Source organism: Streptomyces sp. NPDC014889, assembly GCF_043081205.1.
Taxonomy (GTDB): domain Bacteria; phylum Actinomycetota; class Actinomycetes; order Streptomycetales; family Streptomycetaceae; genus Streptomyces.
Genome location: NZ_JBIBWH010000003.1, coordinates 261,261 through 280,544, shown reverse-complemented (window position 1 = coordinate 280,544; position 19,284 = coordinate 261,261). Strand labels below are relative to the sequence as shown.

Genomic DNA, 19,284 nt, shown 5'->3' with positions numbered 1-19,284 from the left:
CGGCGCGCCACCGCCAACTGGCCCGAAGCGCCCCGCACGCCTGGCGTGGCCCCGCTGTGGCGGGCCACGCTGGGCCGGGGGGTGGACCGGGGGATGGCAAGTCGCGGGAACTGGTGCGTGGGGGTGGCGTGCGCCCTGCCGGCGCTGCTCGTGGCCGTGCTCACGGGCTGCGGACAGCCGCCCGGATCCACGGACGGCCGGGAACGGGGCGCTGCCCCGGCCTCCGCGCGGCCCTCCGGGCACGGCGCGGTGTTCCTCGGTGTGGGCGAGTGCAGTTCCTTCGGCACGACGAGCTTCACCGAGGTGCCGTGCTCCGGCGAGCGTGCGGCGGCCCGGGTGACCGCCCGCCACGACGGCCGGCCGGCCGACGGCCCGCCCTGCCCGCCGGACACCGACTTCGTCCTGCACATCGGCGCCCAGCCGGCCGCCCCGGGCACGGAGGGCGGTGCGATCCCGCAGGGCTACGCCTGTATGCGCAACCTTCAGCCGCCGCACCCCGGCGACCCCGGCGGCGGGGGCGGCCCGCGTACCGTCGTCGGCGACTGCGTCTACGGCTCCGGCCGCGGCCAGGTCCGGGAGACCGCGTGCGACGGCACGGGCGGAAGGAAGCCGGAGTACCGGGTGACGCGGGCGGTGCGCAGCCGCGACCAGTGCCCGGCGTCGACCGCGCTGTACGTCCGGCTGGGCGGCGACGAACCGGTGGGCTGCGCCCGGAGACTGTGACTCCGGGCGCGGCCCACCGGGATCAGCGCCGCTCGATCAGCGCCTCTCGATCAGCGCCTCTCGATCAGCATGTGCGGATCAGCATGTGCGGATCAGCATGTGCGGATCAGCATGTGCGGATCAGCATGTGCGAATCAGCGCGTCACGGCCTGAGCGCGGGCTCGCGCTCCACGTCCCGCACGTCCAGCTTCGCGTCGAAGCCCGCCAGCGGCCTGGCCACCGACGGGTTCGCCTGGACCGCCGGTCCGGCGACTCCGGCCCACTCGAGGATCCTGGCCGTGGAGAGCGCCTTCTCGTCCGGCACGAGACCGGCGACGTTCGCCCCGTGGTTCATGCCGGGCGCCGTGAAGACGTACGAGTCCTGCGCCTTCTTGTCGAGGCGGAACCGCTCCGAGCCCCACGGGTCGTTCTCCCCGTACACGAAGAGCATGTGGTTCGCGTGCCGGCGCACCCAGGTGTCCACGTCACGCATCGCCGACGGCTGGAACTTCATCGGGATGGACCGCGGCACGAAGTTGCGCGGCGGCTGGTAGCCGTAGCGGATCAGCTTCTTCTCGATGTGCGGGAACTGGATGGTCGGCGCGCCGAGCTGCGTGCCGGCCTGGTAGTAGTACGGCGTGTAGGTCTCCAGGCCCTGGTCGGTGTAGGCGTCGAACCCGGAGATGGTGTTGACGGAGTCCCAGATCTGCTGGTCGGTGGCGTTCTTGGCGTCACCCGGGATGGTGCCGCAGTCCTTCAGCAGGCTGTACTGCCAAAAGCCCCACACGTAGTCGAGGACGACGGCCTCGTACGCCTTGTCCAGGTTGCCGATGGTGGTGAAGCTGTAGCCGTTGTCGGCGGCGAACTTCGCGTACTTGTTCTCCAGCGACTCCCGGCGCACCAGCGCCTCCCGCTGCACCCCGTTCAGCCGGTCGCGGCACTCCTTGGTGCCGACGGTGGCGAAGAAGCGGTCGTAGGCGGAGTCCTCCTTGTCGACCACGTCGTTGGGGGCGACGTAGGCGACCACGCCGTCCATGTCACCGGGGTAGAAGCGCTTGTAGTAGGTGGCCGTCATGCCGCCCTTGGAGCCGCCGGTGGCGATCCAGTTGTGGGAGTAGACCGGCTTCAGCGCCTCGTAGATGCGGTGCTGGTCGCTGGCGGCCTGCCAGATGTCGAGCTTGGACCAGTCGGCCGGGGCGGGCCGGGACGGGGTGAAGAACCGGTACTCCATGGAGACCTGGTTGCCGTCCACGATCTGGGTGGGCTCGCGGCGGCTGGGGGTCGTGGAGACGTTGTAGCCGCCGGTGTAGAAGACCGTCGGGCGGTCGACTCCCTTGTGCAGCACGGTGATCCGCTGTTCGAAGGTGCCCTTCGACGGATGGCGGTGGTCCACCGGCTGGGTGTAGTTGAGGACGAAGAAGCGGTAGCCGCTGTAGGGCTTCTCCTGGATCAGGCTCATCCCCGGGATGGCCAGGAGCCGGTTCAGGATGTCGGTTTCCGAGCTGGCCGCGGTGCCGTTCGTGGCCTCCGGCGATGGGGGAACCCCCTGCTCGAGCGGAGCCGAGAGCTTGGGGGACGCTGTGGCCGCCCCCGCCGTGCTCAGTGTGCCGATGGACACTGTGAGCGCGAGCAGCCATCTGAGCGCCTTGCGCATGCACCCTCCCTATGAGACAGATGTTCGCCGGAAGCTATCGGAGCAACTCGGGTGCACACCAGGGGAGCAGGGAAAATACCTGAACCTGTTTCAGGGGTTCCCGGCGCGGGCTCAGGGGCTCAGCACAGGATCCAGTCCGTGTGCACCGACTTCGACCCGACCGATCCGGCGACCCGCACGCAGCGGTGGCCCGCGTACACGGTGACGGGGCCGGCGTGCCGGGAGTAGCGGCCCTTGTCGGTGACCGGGCGGCTGCCGCGGGCCTGCACCGTCACCGACATCGGCCGCTTGGGTCCGGGTTTGGCGGCGACGGTGAGGGCGCAGACATAGCCGTCGCGCTTGTGGAGGTGGACGGCGCCCGTGGCGAAGGGGAGCGTCCTGACCTCGCGGCCGGCGCAGGCGGCGGCCGCTGCCCGGGCGGTGCCGGGTGCGGCGAACGCCAGCAGCACCGCCCCGGTCAGCACGGCCACGAACGGCAGCGGCCTTCGGCGTATCGCACCACTGTCCACGGTCCCCCCTGACGGCCGGCTACAAGCGTACTGGTGTACGGACGCGGCCCATGGGCCGGTTGGTTGCCCCACGCGGGCTCAGCGGGACGCGCTGACCGGCTCCTCCGATTCCGGCGCGCCGACGAACGTCCGCCACAGCTCGGCGTACCGCCCGTCGCGGGCCAGCAGTTCCTCGTGCGTGCCGTCCTCGGCGACCCGGCCGTGGTCCATCACCACCACCCGGTCGGCGCGGGCGGCCGTGGTCAGCCGGTGGGCGACCACCAGCGTCGTACGGCGGCCGGCGAGCCGGTCGGTGGCCTGGTTGACCTGTGCCTCGGTGGCCAGGTCGAGCGCGGCGGTCGCCTCGTCCAGGAGCAGGACGTCCGGGTCGACGAGTTCGGCGCGGGCCAGTGCGATGAGCTGGCGCTGACCGGCCGACAGGTTGCGTCCGCGCTCGGCGACCTCGTGCAGGTAGCCGTCCTCCAGCGTGGCGATCATCTCGTGCGCGCCGACCGCCCGCGCGGCGGCCTCCACCTCGGCGTCGGTGGCGTCGGGGCGGCCGTAGGCGATGGCGTCGCGGACGGTGCCGGGGAAGAGGTACGCCTCCTGCGGCACGACCCCCAGCCGGTGCCGGTACGCGGTGAGGTCCAGCGCCCTGAGGTCCGTGCCGTCGACGGTCACCCGGCCGCCGGTCGGGTCGTAGAACCGGGCCACCAGCTTCACCAGGGTCGACTTGCCCGCGCCGGTCTCGCCGACGAAGGCGACGGTCTGTCCGGCCGGGATGCGCAGGTCGACGCCGGTGAGTGCCGCCTCGCCCGCGTCGGCGCCGCCGTACCGGAAGTGCACGTCCTCGAAGGCGATCTCGCCGCGCAGGGCGGGCACGTCGAGGGGCTCGGCGGCGGACCGCGTGGACGTCGGCTCCCGGAGCAGTTCCTGGATGCGGCCCAGCGAGACGGTCGCCTGCTGGTAGCCGTCGAAGACCTGGGAGAGCTGCTGGACGGGCGCGAAGAACAGGTCGATGTAGAGCAGGTACGCCACCAGGGCGCCCGCGGTCAGCGTGGCCGCCTCCACCCGGCCCGCGCCCGCGATCAGCACCGAGGCCGCCGCGACCGAGGACAGGAACTGCACGAACGGGAAGTAGACCGAGATCAGCCACTGGCCCCGGATCCGCGCCCGGCGGTAGCTGTCGCTGCGTCCGGCGAAACGCCGCCCGCCGTCCTGTTCGCGCCGGAAGGCCTGCACGATCCGCAGCCCGGCCACCGACTCCTGGAGGTCGGCGTTGACCACCGACACCCGCTCACGTGCCAGCTCGTACGCCCGCACGCTCGCCCGGCGGAAGAAGAACGTGGCGACGACGAGCGGCGGCAGCGTCGCGAAGACGACCAGGGCGAGCTGCACGTCGATCACGAGCAGGGCCACCATGATGCCGAAGAAGGTGACGACCGAGACGAACGCCGTGACCAGACCGGTCTGGAGGAACGTCGACAGCGCGTCGACGTCCGTCGTCATCCGGGTCATGATCCGGCCGGTCAGCTCGCGCTCGTAGTAGTCCAGGCCGAGCCGCTGGAGCTGGGCGAAGATCTTCAGGCGCAGCGAGTACAGCACCCGCTCACCGGTCCGCCCGGCCATCCGGGTCTCGCCGATCTGAGCCGCCCACTGCACCAGCACGGCGAGCAGGGCGAGCAGCGAGGCCGCCCAGACGGCGCCCAGCGCCATCCGTGTGACGCCCTGGTCGATGCCGTGCCGGATCAGAACCGGCAGCAGCAGGCCCATGCCGGCGTCCACGGCGACGAGGCCGAGGCTGACCAGGAGCGGCAGGCCGAAGCCGCGCAGCAGGCGGCGCAGGCCGTAGGAGTCCTCCGGGCGGACGGCCTGCCGCTCGTCGATGCCGGGGGTGTCGGTCGCGGGTGGCAGCGCGGCGACCTGGGTGAGCAGTTCGGGGGTGGCGGGCATGCCGGACATCGCCGTGTCCCGGGGCTCGCGCTCTCCCGCCCACAGCGTGGGCGTGATGCCGCGCTCCGCGTCGAACTCGGCGTCCAGCTCCTGGCGTACCGATACGTCCTCCGCGGGTGCGGCGGGCAGGGCGTGGCCCGGCGAGACGCCGCCGAGTTCGTCGGGGTCGGTGAGCAGGCGCCGGTAGAGGGCGCACCGTTCCTGGAGCTCGTCGTGGGTGCCCAGGTCGGCGAGGCGGCCCTGGTCGAGGACGGCGATGCGGTCGGCGAGGTTCAGGGTGGAGCGGCGGTGGGCGATGAGGAGGGTGGTGCGGCCCTCCATCACCTGGGCCAGGGCCTCGTGGATCTCGTGCTCGACGCGGGCGTCCACGGCGGAGGTGGCGTCGTCCAGGACGAGCAGGCGCGGGTCGGTGAGGATCGCGCGGGCCAGTGCGACGCGCTGGCGCTGGCCGCCGGAGAGGGTCAGGCCCTGCTCGCCGACCCTGGTGTCGTAGCCCTCGGGCAGCTCGGCGATGAAACGGTCGGCCTGGGCGGCGCGGGCGGCGGCCTCGATCTGCTCCTGGGTGGCGTCGGGGCGGCCGTAGGCGATGTTGTTGCGGACGGTGTCGGAGAACAGGAAGGAGTCCTCGGGTACCAGGCCGATCGCGGCCCTGAGCGAGTCCAGGGTCAGCTCGCGCACGTCGTGGCCGCCGACGAGGACGGCGCCGTGGGTGACGTCGTAGAAGCGGGGCAGCAGCAGGGAGACCGTGGACTTGCCGGAGCCGGAGGAGCCGACGACGGCCAGGGTCTCGCCGGGGCGGATCTCGAAGGACAGCCCCTGGAGGACAGGCCGGTCGTCCGCGTAGCCGAACGAGACGTCGTCGAACTCGACGGTCGCGGGCGCCTCGGCGGGCAGCTCCCTGGTGCCCCCGGTCAGGGTGGGCTCGGTGTCGATCAGCTCCAGGACGCGTTCGGTGCCCGCCCGGGCCTGCTGCCCGACGGTGAGGACCATGGCGAGCATCCGGACCGGGCCGACGAGCTGGGCGAGGTAGGCGGAGAAGGCGACGAACGTGCCCAGCGTGATGTGCCCGCGCACGGCGAGCCAGCCGCCGAGGGCCAGCATGGCGACCTGGCCGAGGGCGGGCACGGCCTGGAGCGCGGGGGTGAACCTGGAGTTCAGCCGGATGGTGCGCAGCCGCCCGGCGAACAGCCTGCGGCCGACCTCGCGCAGCTTTCCGGTCTCCTGCTCCTCCTGTCCGAAGCCCTTGACCACGCGCACGCCGCTGACCGCGCCGTCGACGACGCCGGCGACGGCGGCGGCCTGCGCCTGGGCGTACCAGGTGGCGGGGTGGAGCTTGGTGCGGCTGCGCCGGGCGATCCAGCCGAGGGCCGGGGCGACGGCGAGGGCGACCAGGGTCAGCGGCAGCGACAGCCAGGCCATGATCATCAGGGAGATCAGGAAGAGCAGGACGTTGCCGATCGTCATCGGCAGCATGAAGAGCAGTCCCTGGATCAGCTGGAGGTCGCTGGTGGCGCGGCCGACCACCTGGCCGGTGGACAGCTCGTCCTGGCGTCTGCCGTCGAGCCGGGTGATCGTCTCGTACATCTCCGTCCGCAGGTCGTGCTGGACGTCGAGGGCGAGCCGGCCGCCGTAGTAGCGGCGGATGTAGGTGAGGACGTAGACGACGAGCGCGGCGGCGATCAGGGCGCCCGCCCAGGGGGCCATGCGGCGGCTGTGGTCGCCGATCACGTCGTCGATGATCACCTTGGTGATCAGCGGGACCAGTGCCGTGACGGCCATGCCGGCGAGCGAGGCGCCGAGGGCGAGGACGACGTCCCTGGGGTGACGCCAGGCGTACCCGGCCAGTCTCCGCGCCCATCCCGGCTGCGCTGCCACGTCGGTGCCTCCCTCATGAGCTGATCTTCCGGAAGACACCAACGCGGGCGGGGGCGGATTTCATCCCTCCGCGACAATGCGCCCGTGGCGCGGGGGTCAGCCGCCGGAGGGGACGGCCACGAACGCCTCCTTCGGTGTGGTGGTCGGCGCGTAGCGCACGGTGTTCGCCGTCGTGGGGACGAGGTCCTTGTGGATGGCCTTGGCGATGTTCTGGATGGTGGTGACGCCGTAGTTCATGGTGCTGTTGTCCTGGGTGAGCACCGTGATCATGTAGTCGCGGCCGGCGCCCTTGAACGTGCCGACGCTGTGCACCCGCCAGCCGTGCGTGGCGCGCGACAGCCAGCCGTTCTTGACGTGCACGGCGACGGAGGACGGCGCCCCGGCGGGCGTGCCCCAGCGCTGGGAGGCCACGACCTGGCCCATGAGCTTGAGGATGTAGTCGCGGGAGTTGTCGCTCAATATCGAGTTCTTGGCCGTGATCAGGGCGAGCAGCTTCTGCTCGTCGCGGACGGTGATCTGGGTCAGGCCCCAGTAGCCGTTCGCGCCAGGCTTGGTCTGGGTCATGCCGGCCGCGGTCAGGAAGCCCTTCACCTTCGTCACGCCCAACTGCTTCCACAGGGTGGAGGTGGCGTTGTTGTCCGACTTGGTGATCATCGCCTTGGTGAGGGTCGCCTCGCGGGCGGTGAGGTAGCGGTTGTGCTTCTTGGCGTCCCACAACAGGGTGGCGAGGACGGTGACCTTGACGACGCTCGCCGAGTCGTAGGCGGTCGACTGGCGCAGCGTGCAGGTCGTGTCGGTGGTGCGGTCGCGCAGGCCGACGGCGACGGTGCCCTTGCGGCCCTTCATCGCCGCGGTGATGTCCTTCTCCAACTTGGCCGCCAGGCCTGCCTTGCCGGACGTGCAGCTGACCGTGGGTGTGGCGGCCGCGGCGGGCGTCGCGGCGGCCACGCAGGGAATCAGCATCCCGGCGCCCACGCCCGCCGCGAGCACTCTGGCGCGTCGGGTTGTCGAGTGAGTCATGCTCCCTTGACGTACGGACTCCGGGTCAAGGTTGCGCGAGTTGGCCTAGATTTGACCGGCCGTTACCCGAATGCAGTCAGGGGCTCGCGCACACGAGCACGAGCCCCTTCCGGTTTCGACGCGGCCTCAGTCCAGGTGCGTGGGCGCGAACATCCGCAGCACCGCGGGGAGGACGACCACCGAAGGCCCGGGTTCGGCAAGGGCGTTCGCCAGGTCGGCCGCCAGGGTCTCCGGGGTCGTGCGGACGCCGGGGACACCGAAGGACCCGGCGAGGGCCACGTAGTCGGGGCGGGTGAGCTCCGTGGCCGTGGCCTGGCCGAAGGTGTCGGTCATGTACTCGCGGAGGATGCCGTATCCGCCGTCGTCGACGATCAGCCAGGTGACGTCGAGGCCGTACTGGCGGGCGGTGGCCAGTTCCGCGATGGAGTACAGCGCGCCGCCGTCGCCCGACACCGCCAGGACCGGGCGGCTGCGGTCGGCGGCCGCGGCCCCGAGCGCCGCCGGGAAGCCGTAGCCGAGGCCGCCCGCGCCCTGGGCCGAGTGCATGGTGTTGGGGGATTTCGCGTCGAAGGCCGACCAGGCCCAGTACGCCAGGATCGTCATGTCCCAGAAGGACGGCGAGCCGGCGGGCAGGGCGCGGCGGACGGACGCCAGCACGTCCTGCTCCAGGGTGAGTTCCTGGGCGGCGATCCGGTCGCGGACCTTGGCGAGGACCTCGCGTACGCCCTCGGCGGCGCCCTCGTCGGCGCGCTCGTCCACCGTCTCCAGCAGGGCCTGGAGCGCCAGGCGGGCGTCGGCGTGGATGCCGAGCGCCTGGTGGTTGGACTCCAGCTTGCCGAGGTCGGCCTCGATCTGGATCACCCGGCCGCGGGGCTTGAACGTGTGGTAGTTGGAGGAGAGTTCGCCGAGGCCGGAGCCGACGACGAGCAGGACGTCGGCGTCCTCCAGGAAGTCCGTGGTGTGCCGGTCCTCCAGCCAGGACTGGAGGGACAGCGGGTGCTCCCAGGGGAAGGCGCCCTTGCCGCCGAACGTCGTGACGACGGGGGCGTTCAGCCGTTCCGCGAGGGCCAGCAGCTTGCCGGACGCGTCGGCGCGGACCACTCCCCCGCCCGCGATGACCGCGGGGCGGGCGGCCCCGGACAGCAGGTCGGCCGCCACCGCGGTGAGTTCGGGACGCGGGACCAGTTCCTCCGGGGTGGCGTCCGGGGCCGTCACCACCGGCAGACTCGTCCGGTCGAGAAGCACGTCCTGCGGGATCTCCACCCACACGGGACCGTGCGGGACCGTCAGCGCCGACTTCCAGGCGGCCGCGATGGCGGAGGGGATCTGGGACTGGGTGCGGACCGTGTGGACCGACTTCACCACACCGCGGAACGAGGCGGCCTGGTCGGGCAGTTCGTGCAGGTAGCCGTGGCGGCCGCCGCCGAGCCCCGCCGTCGGGATCTGGCTGCTGATGGCCAGGACGGGGGCGGAGGCCGCCGCGGCCTCCTGGAGCGCGGCCAGCGAGGTCAGCGCACCCGGGCCGGTCGACAGCAGCAGCGGGGCGGCCTCGCCGGTGATCCGGCCGTAGGCGTCGGCGGCGAAGCCCGCGTTGTTCTCCACCCGCAGGCCGACGTAGGTCAGCTCCGAGCGGCGCAGCGCGTCGAACATGCCGAGGGCGTGCTGTCCCGGCAGGCCGAAGACGGTCGTCGCGCCCAGCCCGGCGAGGGTCTCCACGACCAGGTCTCCGCCGTTGCGGCCGGGGGGAGGATTCAGGGCGGCCTCCGTCTGCGCGGGTGTCGGGCGGAGAACCAGGTCGTGGTCGTGCGTCACTTGGCTTACGCGTCCTTCCGGTCCGCCGCGATCCGGCGGGTCATGATCGTGGTCAGTTCGTACGCCGTGTGGGAGGCGGCCACCGAGGTGATCTCGGCGTGGTCGTACGCCGGGGCCACCTCGACGACGTCGGCGGAGACCAGGTTGCAGGAGGCCAGGCCGCGCAGGATCTCCAGCAGTTCGCGGGAGGTCATGCCGCCCGCCTCGGGGGTGCCGGTGCCGGGCGCGTGCGCCGGGTCGAGGCAGTCGATGTCGATGGAGATGTACAGCGGGCGGTCGCCGATGCGCTGGCGCAGCTGGTCGGCCACCTCGTCGGCGCCGCGGCGGTAGACGTCGGCGGAGGTGACGATGCCGAAGCCCATCTTCTCGTCGTCGCTGAGGTCCTGCTTTCCGTACAGCGGGCCGCGGGTGCCGACGTGGGAGAGCGCCTCGGTGTCGAGGATGCCCTCCTCCACCGCCCGCCGGAACGGGGTGCCGTGGGTGTACTCGGCGCCGAAGTAGGTGTCCCAGGTGTCGAGGTGGGCGTCGAAGTGGAGCAGCGCGACCGGGCCGTGCTTCTTGGCGACGGACCGCAGCAGGGGCAGCGCGATGGTGTGGTCGCCGCCGAGGGTCATCAACCGGGCGCCGGTGCCGAGGAGTTCGTCCGCGGCGGCCTCTATGGTCTCGACGGCCTCGTTGATGTTGAACGGGTTCACGGCGATGTCGCCGCCGTCCGCGACCTGGGCGAGGGCGAACGGGGAGGCGTCCTGCGCCGGGTTGTAGGGGCGCAGCAGCCGGGACGCCTCACGGATGGCGTTGCCGCCGAAGCGGGCGCCCGGCCGGTACGAGACGCCGGAGTCGAACGGCACACCCACGACGGCGACGTCGGTGGTGCCCACCTCGTCGAGGCGGGGGAGCCGGGCGAAGGTCGCGGGGCCGGCGTACCGCGGGACGCGGGAGGAGTCGACGGGACCGCGGGGCGTCTCGGTGCTGCTCATGGCGAAATGCCTTCTTTCTTGCGCTTCGTCGCGTATGTAATGGCTCGTGATCGACTCTACTGGTGAGCGGGGGCCGGTTCGGACGCGAGTTCGGGGGTGCGCCCGGCGAGCCGCTCGCGCCAGGCGGTGAGGACGGCCTCGTCGGTCGGCTTCGTCGCCAGGGAGACGATGACGTAGGCGGCCAGGGAGGACAGCAGGCCGTAGTAGACGGGCTCGTTGGCGAGGATGCCGAAGGTCGCCATGAGGCCGATGACCGCGGCGCCGCCGACGATCACGGAGGCGAGGGCGCCCTGCGCGGTGCCGCGCTTCCACAGCAGTCCGCCGAGGATCGGCACGAGCAGCCCGCCGACGAGCAGGTTGTAGGCGACGGTCAGCGCCTCGACGACGTTGTTGAGCGCGATGGCGGTGCAGATCACGCCGACGCCCATGATGAGGATGAAGACGCGGTTGCCCTTGACCTCGTCGTGCGCCTCCTCCCCGCCGCGGCGGACGGCGCCGCGCAGCCGGGACCAGATGTCGTTGTTGGCGACGGTGGCGCAGGCGATCAGCGCGCCGGAGGAGGTGGACATCACCGCGGCCAGGGCGGCGGCGAGCACCAGGCCCCGGATACCGATGGGCAGGTCGTCCTTGACGATGGTGGCGAAGGCGTCGTCGGCGCTGCCGAGGTCGGGGTAGAGCACCTTGGCCGCGGTGCCGATGACCGCGCCGGCGATCGCGTAGACCAGACAGTAGGTGCCGGCGACGGTGCCGCCCCACTTGGCGGTGGTGTCGCTGCGGGCGGTGAACACGCGCTGCCAGATGTCCTGGCCGATGAGCATGCCGAAGGTGTAGATCAGCACGTAGGTGAAGATCGTCTCGCCGCCGATGCCCAGCGGGTCGAAGTAGGAGGTCGGCAGCTTGGCCTTCATCTCGCTGAAGCCGCCCGCCTTGACGACGGCGATGGGCAGCAGCAGGAGCAGCACGCCGATCGTCTTGACCACGAACTGCACCATGTCGGTCAGCGTGATGGACCACATGCCGCCGAGGGTGGAGTAGGCGACGACGATCGCGCCGCCGAGGATGATCGCGACGGTGCGGTTCAGGTCGAACAGCACGTCGAAGATCGTGGCGTACGCGATGGTGGAGGTCACCGCCAGCATCAGGGTGTACGCCCACATCACGACGCCCGAGATGAGGCCGGCCCGGCCGCCGTAGCGCAGGTCGAGCATCTCGGAGACGGTGTAGACCTTCAGCCGGGCGATGCGGGCGGAGAAGAAGACCGAGAGGGCGAGGAGTCCGAGGCCGATGGTGAAGACCATCCAGGCGCCGGAGAGGCCGTACTTGTAGCCGAGGCCGACGCCGCCGATGGTGGACGCGCCGCCGAGGACGATCGCCGCCATGGTGCCGGAGTACATCGCGGGGCCCAGGCGGCGGCCCGCGACCAGGAACTCGCTCTTGGACCTGGCGCGGCGCATGCCCCACCAGCCCATGGCCAGCATGCCGGCGAGATAGACGACGATCACTGTGTAGTCGACGGCCATGTGGGGCCCTCCTTCTCGCACATCCGGGTGGCGGTGTCGTGCAGATATATGGGGTCGTACAGATATGGGGGGTGGGACCCGGCAAGGGCTCGCGGGGACATCGCCCGTACCCGTGGCTGCCGGCCCCCTAGACACTAGGTGGCCGAAAAGCGACTGCGAAGTGTACTTTTCATCCATTCGAGTCGCGGCGGTATGGAGGGAATGCACATCGTGCCGGACACACCTGTCCCCCTGACCCCAGCGGTCCCAGCGGTCCCGCCGACTCCTCCGATCCCGCTGTCCGCCCTGCTCGCCCGGGAGGACCTCGCGCTGCGCCGGATCGCCGGCCCGGCCGGTGCGGACACCGCGATCCACTGGGCGCACACCTCGGAGATGGCCGACCCCTACCCGTACCTGCTCGGCGGCGAGCTGCTGCTGACGGCCGGCGTCCATGTCACCCCGGAGGACGCCACCGGCCCGTACTTCGACACCTACGTCTCCCGGGTGGCGGCGGCGGGCGGCGCGGCCATCGGCTTCGGTCTGGCGCCGGTGCACGACACGGTGCCGCGCACCCTGGTGGCTGCCTGCGAGACCCACGGCCTGCCGCTCCTGGAGGTACCGACGCAGACCACCTTCTCCGGCGTGGCGCGCGCCGTCTGGCAGCTGATGGCGCAGGCCCGACTGGCCGAGCTGCGCCGTGTCACGGAGGCCCAGCAGAGGCTCGCGGCATCCGCCTCCCGCCCCGACCCCGTCCCCTCCGTGCTGCGCCAGCTCGCCCAGCGCCTGACCGGCTGGGCGGTCCTGTACGGCCCGGACGGCACGGAGATCGCCTCGGCGGGCCGCGCCCCGCACGACACGGCCCGCCAGGCGCTCGCCCACCTGACGGACGTGGTCCGCCCGGCCCCGGCGACCACGGCCCCGCCGCCCGCGGCCCCGCCGGGCGCCACCGCCCGGACGCCGCCACCGTCTCCCCAGGCCCCGGCGGCCGCCCCCGTCGTCGCGCGGCCCGTGCCTTCCTCCGCCACCGACACCGTCGCCGGCAGCCATCTCGCCGCCTACGCCCTCGGGACCGGGCAGGGCTTCGTGCTCGGGGTGGCCTCACCGCGCCGCGAACCCGGGGACCACACCATCGCGTCCGTGGCCGCCGTACTGCTCTCGCTGCTCACCGGCGAGCACCGCAGCGGTACGGGGGCGGCCCGCTCCTCGGCGCTGGTGCGGGTGCTGCTGGGCGCGGCGCCCGAGGAGGTGGCGCCGCTGCTCGGGACCGGACGGTGGGTCGTCGTGCACGCACGGCCGGACACCCAGGCGGCCGACGCCGTGGCCGCCTCCGCGCTCGGCGCCGCCCTCGGCTCGGCCCTGGTCGACCTCGCCGACGGGGTCGTACGGGTCCTGCTGCCCGCCGAGCGGGACCCGGGACCCCAGCCCGGCTGGGCCCTCGGGGTGAGCGGCGCCGTCGGCCCCGGCGACTGGACGACGGCCGACGCCCAGGCGGCCCGCGCCCTGGCCCGCGCCCGCGCCACCCGCACCGCCCTGGTCGGCCACGGCACCCGCCCCGGCCTGACCGACCTGCTCCCCCCGGACGCGGCCGACGCCCATGCACAGGCGCTGCTCGCCCCGCTGGAAGCGGCTCCCGCGCTGACCGAGACGCTGCGCACCTGGCTCTCCCTGCACGGCAGTTGGGACCGCACCGCGGTCGCCCTCTCCGTGCACCGCAACACCGTCCGCCAGCGCATCGCCCGCTGCGCCGCCCTCCTCGGCACCGACCTGGACGACCCCGACGTGCGCATGGAACTGTGGTTCGCCCTGCGGCGGGCGTGACCCGCGTCCCAGCGATCGGGACATCGGCGACGCGGACAGAGAGCTGCACCACAATGGGAGCCATGCCGATATCCGGGACACCCAGCCGCGCCGAGCTCGTCGACCACCTCGTCAAGACCCGTATCGCCGGGGACGTCGCCACCCCTCGCGAGAACAACCTCTCCCACTACCGCAAGCTCGCGAACGGCGACCGCCACTTCTGGCTCGGTCTGGAGCTCGGCGACCGCTGGAGCGACGAGCAGGACGTGCTGGCGGTGATGGCGGAGCGCGTCGGCGTCAACGACGACCCGGAGCACCGCTACGGCCAGGACACCATCGACCCCGAACTGACCGTCGACGCGCTGGAGCGGATGGCCGGCCGGCTGCGTAAGGCCGCCGACAGCAGTCAGCGGGTGCTGTTCGCGACCGGTCACCCCGGCGGCCTGCTCGACGTGCACCGCGCCACCGCCGCCGCCCTGCGCGCCGCCGGCTGCGAGATCGTGGTGATCCCCGACGGGCTCCAGACGGACGAGGGATACGTCATGCAGTTCGCGGACGTGGCCGTCCTGGAGCACGGCGCCACGCTGTGGCACACGCACTCCGGCGAGCCGATGCGGGCCATCCTCACCGGCCTGGAGCGCGAGGGCAGACGACTGCCCGACCTGGTCGTCGCCGACCACGGCTGGGCCGGATACGCCGGTCAGCACGGTGTGGACTCGGTCGGCTACGCCGACTGCAACGACCCGGCCCTGTTCGTCGCCGAGGCCGAGGGCACCCTCCAGGTGACCGTGCCGCTCGACGACCACGTGATCAGCCCCCGGTACTACGACCCGATGACGGCGTACCTGCTGGACCGGGCGGGTCTGGGCTAGGGTCTTTCGTTTGGATCAGGCCGGCGGGGCGTCCTCGGACCGGGGCACGCGGACCACGCCCTCCTGGATCACCGAGATCGCCAGCCGGCCGTCCTGGGTGTATATGCGGGCCTGGCCGAGGCCGCGCCCACCGTGCGCGGAGGGGGACTCCTGGTCGTACAGCAGCCACTCGTCGGCCCGGAACGGCCGGTGGAACCACATCGCGTGGTCCAGCGAGGCCCCGACCACGTCGCCGACCGCCCAGCCGCCGCGGCCGTGCGCGAGCAGCACCGAGTCCAGCAGCGTCATGTCGGAGACGTAGGTGGCGAGGACGACGTGCAGGAGGGGCTGGTCGATGTCGCCGTCGAGCTTGCCGTCGGTGCGGAACCACACCTGGGAGCGCGGCTCGCGCGGCTCGCCGAACCTGCCGTACGGCGGCTCGTCGGCGTAGCGCAGGTCCACGGCCGCGCGGGCCTCCTGGAACCGCTCCACGACCTCGCGCGGGAGGTGGTCGTAGCCGCGCAACCGCTCCCACGAGGTGGGCAGGGTCTCCGGGTCGGGTGCGGACGGCATGGGCGCCTGGTGGTCCAGGCCCTCCTCGTACGTCTGGAAGGACGCCGAGAGGTGGAAGACCGGCTGCCCGTGCTGGACCGCGACGACCCGGCGGGTGGTGAAGGAGCGGCCGTCGCGGATGCGGTCCACCGTGTAGACGATGGGCGCGCCCGGGTCGCCGGGGCGCAGGAAGTAGGCGTGCAGCGAGTGCGCGTGCCGGTCCGCGGGGACCGTGCGCCCCGCGGCGACCAGTGCCTGCGCCGCGACCTGCCCGCCGAAGACGCGCGGGACGACCGCGTGGCGGGACCGGCCGCGGAAGATGTCCCGCTCGATCCGCTCCAGGTCGAGCAGATCGAGCAGGGACCGAAGTGCCGGGTTCATGCGTCGGCCGGCCCTACAGGCCCATGTCCTTGGCGATGATCGACTTCATGATCTCGCTGGTGCCGCCGTAGATGCGGTTGACGCGGTTGTCCGCGTACAGGCGGGCGATGGGGTACTCGTTCATGTAGCCGTAGCCGCCGTGCAGCTGGAGGCAGCGGTCGATGACGCGGTGGGCGACCTCGGTGCAGAACAGCTTGGCCGACGCGGCCTCGGCGGGCGTGAGCTCACCGGCGTCGAGGGCCTCAAGGGCGCGGTCGGCGACGGCCTGCGCCGCGTCCACCTCGGCCTGGCAGGCGGCCAGCTCGAACTTGGTGTTCTGGAAGTGGGCGACCGGCTTGCCGAAGACCGTGCGCTCCTGCACGTACTGCTTGGCGAACCGGACGGCGGCCCTGGCCTGCGCGTACGCGCCGAAGGCGATGCCCCAGCGCTCGGAGGGCAGGTTGGCGCCGAGGTAGGAGAAGCCCTTGTTCTCCTCGCCGAGCAGGTCCTCGACCGGCACCTTGACGTCGGCGAACGCCAGCTCGGCGGTGTCGGAGGCCTTCAGGCCCAGCTTGTCGAGCTTGCGGCCCACCGAATAGCCCTGGGACCGGGTGTCCACCGCGAACAGGGAGATGCCGTGGCGGCGGTCCTCGGCCGTCGGGGCGGCGGTGCGGGCGCAGACGATGACCCGGTCGGCGTGGACGCCACCGGTGATGAAGGTCTTGGCGCCGTTGAGGACGTAGTGCGTGCCGTCCTCGCCGAGCCGGGCGGTCGTCTTCATCCCGGCGAGGTCGGAGCCGGTGCCGGGCTCGGTCATCGCGATGGCCCACATCTCCTCGCCGGAGACGAACCTGGGCAGGTAGCGCTTCTTCTGCTCGTCGGAGGCGAGCATCTTGAGGTAGGGCAGCGCGAGCAGGACGTGCACGCCGGACCCGCCGAAGGTCACGCCCGCGCGGGCGGTCTCCTCGTACTGGACGGCCTCGAACCGGTGCGTCTGGAGTCCGGCGCCGCCGTACTCCTCGGGGACGTTGATCCCGAACAGTCCAAGCTCGGCGAGCCGGTGGTAGAACTCGCGCGGGACCTGCCCCGCGGCGCACCACTCGTCGTAGACCGGCACGACCTCGGCCTCGATGAAGGCGCGCAGGGTCTCCCGGAACGCTTCGTGATCCTCGCCGAACACCACACGCCGCACGCCGCACCTCCACAGAGCAATTGTCCAACTGTCCAAGCGCTTGCTCAGTCAAGATACCGACGAGTACGCAAGCTCGTAAAGGGGGTGCCGCCCAGGTGCACGGGGAACCGCGCGCCCAGCCCGGACGAACCCGCAGACCATCACAGGCCCCAGGGGCGCGCGCCGCGGTCCCGCCACGGGCCGGGACGCGCCCGCGAACCGTTCAGCCCGCCGCGGGCGACCCCGCAGAGGCGAACGCCCCCCGAGCCATCCGGTGGAGCAGCTCCGCCGTGTCCCCCCGCCCCGGCAGGACACCCGCCCGCCCGAGATGCGGTGTGGAGTTCAGCAGCCCGAACACCGAGTGCACGGCCGACCGCGCGGCCGGCTCGCCGAGGTCCGGATGGACCTCGCGGACCACCTCCACCCACAGCTCGACGTACTGCCGCTGAAGCTGTCGCACCAGCTTGCGGTCGCTGTCCCGCAGGCGGTCCAGCTCGCGGTCGTGCAAGGTGATGAGCGGACGGTCGTCGAGCGCGAAGTCGATGTGGCCCTCGATCAGGGAGTCGAGGACCGCCTCGGGCCCGGCCACCCCGTCGGCCTCGGCCAGCCGGCGCTTCGCCCCCGTCAGGAGCTGACCGCTGATGCCGACCAGCAGCTCCGCGAGCATCGCGTCCTTGCCCGCGAAGTGCCGGTACAGACCCGGCCCGCTGATACCCACGGCGGCGCCTATCTCGTCGACGCCGACCCCGTGGAACCCGCGCTCGGCGAAGAGCCGCGCCGCTTCCTTGAGGATCTGCTCACGGCGGGTGGGGGCGTCGGTTCGAGTGGCCATGAAAGTAATTCTAGACAGGACGGTTAGCGCTCGTTAACCTGAAGGGAAAAGCGTTAACGCTCATTAACAGTCGGGCGCACCGACCACCGGGTGAGGGGACCGCAAGGATGCACGAGGCACCGGAGCTGACGAGCGCGGCCGATCCCGCGTCGGAGGCCTGGCGAGCCAACGAACAGGCACACCGCGAGCTCGCCGAGGAGCTGCGCGGCAAGCTCGCCGCCGCACGGCTCGGCGGCGGCGAGAAGGCGCGCGCCCGGCACACCGCGCGCGGGAAGCTGCTGCCGCGCGACCGCGTGGACACCCTCCTCGACGCCGGGTCGCCGTTCCTGGAGCTGGCCCCGCTGGCCGCCGACGGGATGTACGACGGCCAGGCCCCGGCCGCCGGGGTCATCGCCGGCGTCGGACGAGTGGGCGGCCGCGAGTGCGTGATCGTCGCCAACGACGCCACCGTCAAGGGCGGCACCTACTACCCGATGACGGTGAAGAAGCACCTGCGGGCCCAGGAGGTGGCCCTGGAGAACCGCCTGCCCTGCCTGTACCTGGTCGACTCCGGCGGCGCCTTCCTGCCCATGCAGGACAAGGTCTTCCCCGACCGGGAGCACTTCGGGCGGATCTTCTACAACCAGGCCCGGATGTCGGGCGCCGGCATCCCGCAGATCGCCGCGGTCCTCGGCTCCTGCACGGCCGGCGGCGCCTACGTCCCGGCGATGAGCGACGAAGCCGTGATCGTCCGCAACCAGGGCACGATCTTCCTGGGCGGGCCGCCGCTGGTGAAGGCGGCCACCGGCGAGGTCGTGACCGCCGAGGAGCTCGGCGGCGGCGAGGTGCACTCCCGGATCTCCGGCGTCACCGACCACCTCGCCGAGGACGACGCCCACGCCCTGCGCATCGTGCGGGACATCGTCTCCACCCTGCCCGCGCGCGGCACCCTGCCGTGGGAGGTCACCGAGGCGGTCGAGCCCAAGGTCGACCCCTCCGGGCTGTACGGCGCGGTGCCCGCCGACCCCCGCACCCCCTACGACGTCCGCGAGGTCATCGCGCGCGTGGTCGACGGCTCCCGCTTCGCCGAGTTCAAGGCCGAGTTCGGGCAGACCCTCGTCACCGGCTTCGCCCGGATCCACGGCCACCCGGTCGGGATCGTCGCCAACAACGGCATCCTGTTCTCCGAGTCCGCCCAGAAGGGCGCCCACTTCATCGAGCTGTGCGACCAGCGCGGGATCCCGCTGCTGTTCCTGCAGAACATCTCGGGCTTCATGGTGGGCAAGGACTACGAGGCGGGCGGCATCGCCAAGCACGGCGCCAAGATGGTCACCGCGGTCGCCTGCACCCGAGTGCCCAAGCTGACCGTCGTAGTCGGCGGTTCGTACGGCGCGGGCAACTACTCCATGTGCGGCCGGGCCTACTCCCCCCGCTTCCTGTGGATGTGGCCGAACGCCAAGATCTCCGTCATGGGCGGCGAGCAGGCCGCCTCCGTGCTCGCCACCGTCAAGCGGGACCAGCTCGAAGCCCGCGGCGAGGAGTGGCCGGCGCAGGACGAGGAGTCCTTCAAGGCCCCGATCCGCGCCCAGTACGAGCACCAGGGCAACGCCTACTACGCCACCGCCCGGCTGTGGGACGACGGCGTGATCGACCCGCTGGAGACCCGCCAGGTGCTGGGCCTGGCCCTGACCGCGTGCGCCAACGCCCCGCTGGGTGACCCCCAGTTCGGCGTCTTCCGGATGTGAGGGGGGACCTCGTGACG

14 protein-coding genes are annotated in these 19,284 nt (G+C 72.1%); 4 read left to right on the top strand and 10 right to left on the bottom strand.

The annotated features are described in order from the left end of the window. The first annotated feature begins 93 nt into the window (after positions 1–93). A complete protein-coding gene (locus ACF09J_RS07400) occupies positions 94–723 on the top strand; it encodes a hypothetical protein (RefSeq protein ID WP_392304409.1) in 630 nt (209 codons plus the stop codon). Between the two features lie 142 nt (positions 724–865). On the opposite strand, the gene ACF09J_RS07395 is transcribed toward ACF09J_RS07400, so the two are convergent. The 7 genes from ACF09J_RS07395 to ACF09J_RS07365 all read right to left on the bottom strand — a co-directional run bounded on the left by ACF09J_RS07395 (position 866) and on the right by ACF09J_RS07365 (position 12,001). Then, positions 866–2,356, bottom strand: a complete 1,491-nt coding sequence (locus ACF09J_RS07395; RefSeq protein WP_392304408.1) for a S28 family serine protease — start codon at positions 2,354–2,356, stop codon at positions 866–868. Positions 2,357–2,475: 119 nt separating this feature from the next. Continuing rightward, complete coding sequence (locus ACF09J_RS07390) at positions 2,476–2,865, bottom strand: hypothetical protein (RefSeq protein WP_392304407.1); 390 nt, start codon at positions 2,863–2,865, stop codon at positions 2,476–2,478. A 78-nt stretch (positions 2,866–2,943) separates the two neighbouring features. After that, the gene (locus tag ACF09J_RS07385) at positions 2,944–6,672 is read right to left on the bottom strand and encodes an ABC transporter ATP-binding protein (RefSeq protein WP_392304406.1); all 3,729 of its coding nucleotides are present in this window, start codon (positions 6,670–6,672) and stop codon (positions 2,944–2,946) included. A gap of 96 nt (positions 6,673–6,768) precedes the next feature. Beyond that, a complete protein-coding gene (locus ACF09J_RS07380) occupies positions 6,769–7,692 on the bottom strand; it encodes a serine hydrolase (protein ID WP_392304405.1) in 924 nt (307 codons plus the stop codon). 126 nt (positions 7,693–7,818) lie between these two features. After that, the gene (locus ACF09J_RS07375; RefSeq protein ID WP_392304404.1) at positions 7,819–9,504 is read right to left on the bottom strand and encodes a thiamine pyrophosphate-binding protein; all 1,686 of its coding nucleotides are present in this window, start codon (positions 9,502–9,504) and stop codon (positions 7,819–7,821) included. Positions 9,505–9,509: 5 nt separating this feature from the next. Next, positions 9,510–10,481, bottom strand: a complete 972-nt coding sequence (gene speB, locus ACF09J_RS07370) for an agmatinase (protein ID WP_392304403.1) — start codon at positions 10,479–10,481, stop codon at positions 9,510–9,512. 56 nt (positions 10,482–10,537) lie between these two features. Further along, on the bottom strand, positions 10,538–12,001 hold the full coding sequence (locus ACF09J_RS07365) for a sodium:solute symporter (protein ID WP_392304402.1): 1,464 nt from the start codon (positions 11,999–12,001) through the stop codon (positions 10,538–10,540). A gap of 192 nt (positions 12,002–12,193) precedes the next feature. Here ACF09J_RS07365 and ACF09J_RS07360 point away from each other — a divergent pair, with 192 nt between their 5' ends. Both ACF09J_RS07360 and ACF09J_RS07355 read left to right on the top strand, forming a co-directional pair. After that, positions 12,194–13,798, top strand: coding sequence for a PucR family transcriptional regulator ligand-binding domain-containing protein (locus ACF09J_RS07360; protein WP_392304401.1), 1,605 nt, complete (start codon positions 12,194–12,196; stop codon positions 13,796–13,798). A gap of 62 nt (positions 13,799–13,860) precedes the next feature. Then, entirely contained in the window at positions 13,861–14,649 is a 789-nt protein-coding gene (locus tag ACF09J_RS07355; RefSeq protein WP_392304400.1) for a phosphatase, read from the top strand. Positions 14,650–14,664: 15 nt separating this feature from the next. On the opposite strand, the gene ACF09J_RS07350 is transcribed toward ACF09J_RS07355, so the two are convergent. The 3 genes from ACF09J_RS07350 to ACF09J_RS07340 all read right to left on the bottom strand — a co-directional run bounded on the left by ACF09J_RS07350 (position 14,665) and on the right by ACF09J_RS07340 (position 17,543). Next, positions 14,665–15,561, bottom strand: a complete 897-nt coding sequence (locus ACF09J_RS07350) for an acyl-CoA thioesterase (protein WP_392304399.1) — start codon at positions 15,559–15,561, stop codon at positions 14,665–14,667. 13 nt (positions 15,562–15,574) lie between these two features. Beyond that, positions 15,575–16,732 (bottom strand): acyl-CoA dehydrogenase family protein, encoded by a 1,158-nt coding sequence (locus tag ACF09J_RS07345; protein ID WP_392304398.1) that lies wholly within the window; start codon positions 16,730–16,732, stop codon positions 15,575–15,577. Positions 16,733–16,934: 202 nt separating this feature from the next. Next, positions 16,935–17,543 (bottom strand): TetR/AcrR family transcriptional regulator, encoded by a 609-nt coding sequence (locus ACF09J_RS07340; protein WP_392304397.1) that lies wholly within the window; start codon positions 17,541–17,543, stop codon positions 16,935–16,937. Positions 17,544–17,650: 107 nt separating this feature from the next. On the opposite strand from ACF09J_RS07340, the gene ACF09J_RS07335 reads away from it, so the two are divergent. Continuing rightward, complete coding sequence (locus ACF09J_RS07335; RefSeq protein WP_392304396.1) at positions 17,651–19,267, top strand: carboxyl transferase domain-containing protein; 1,617 nt, start codon at positions 17,651–17,653, stop codon at positions 19,265–19,267. Positions 19,268–19,284: the final 17 nt, after the last annotated feature.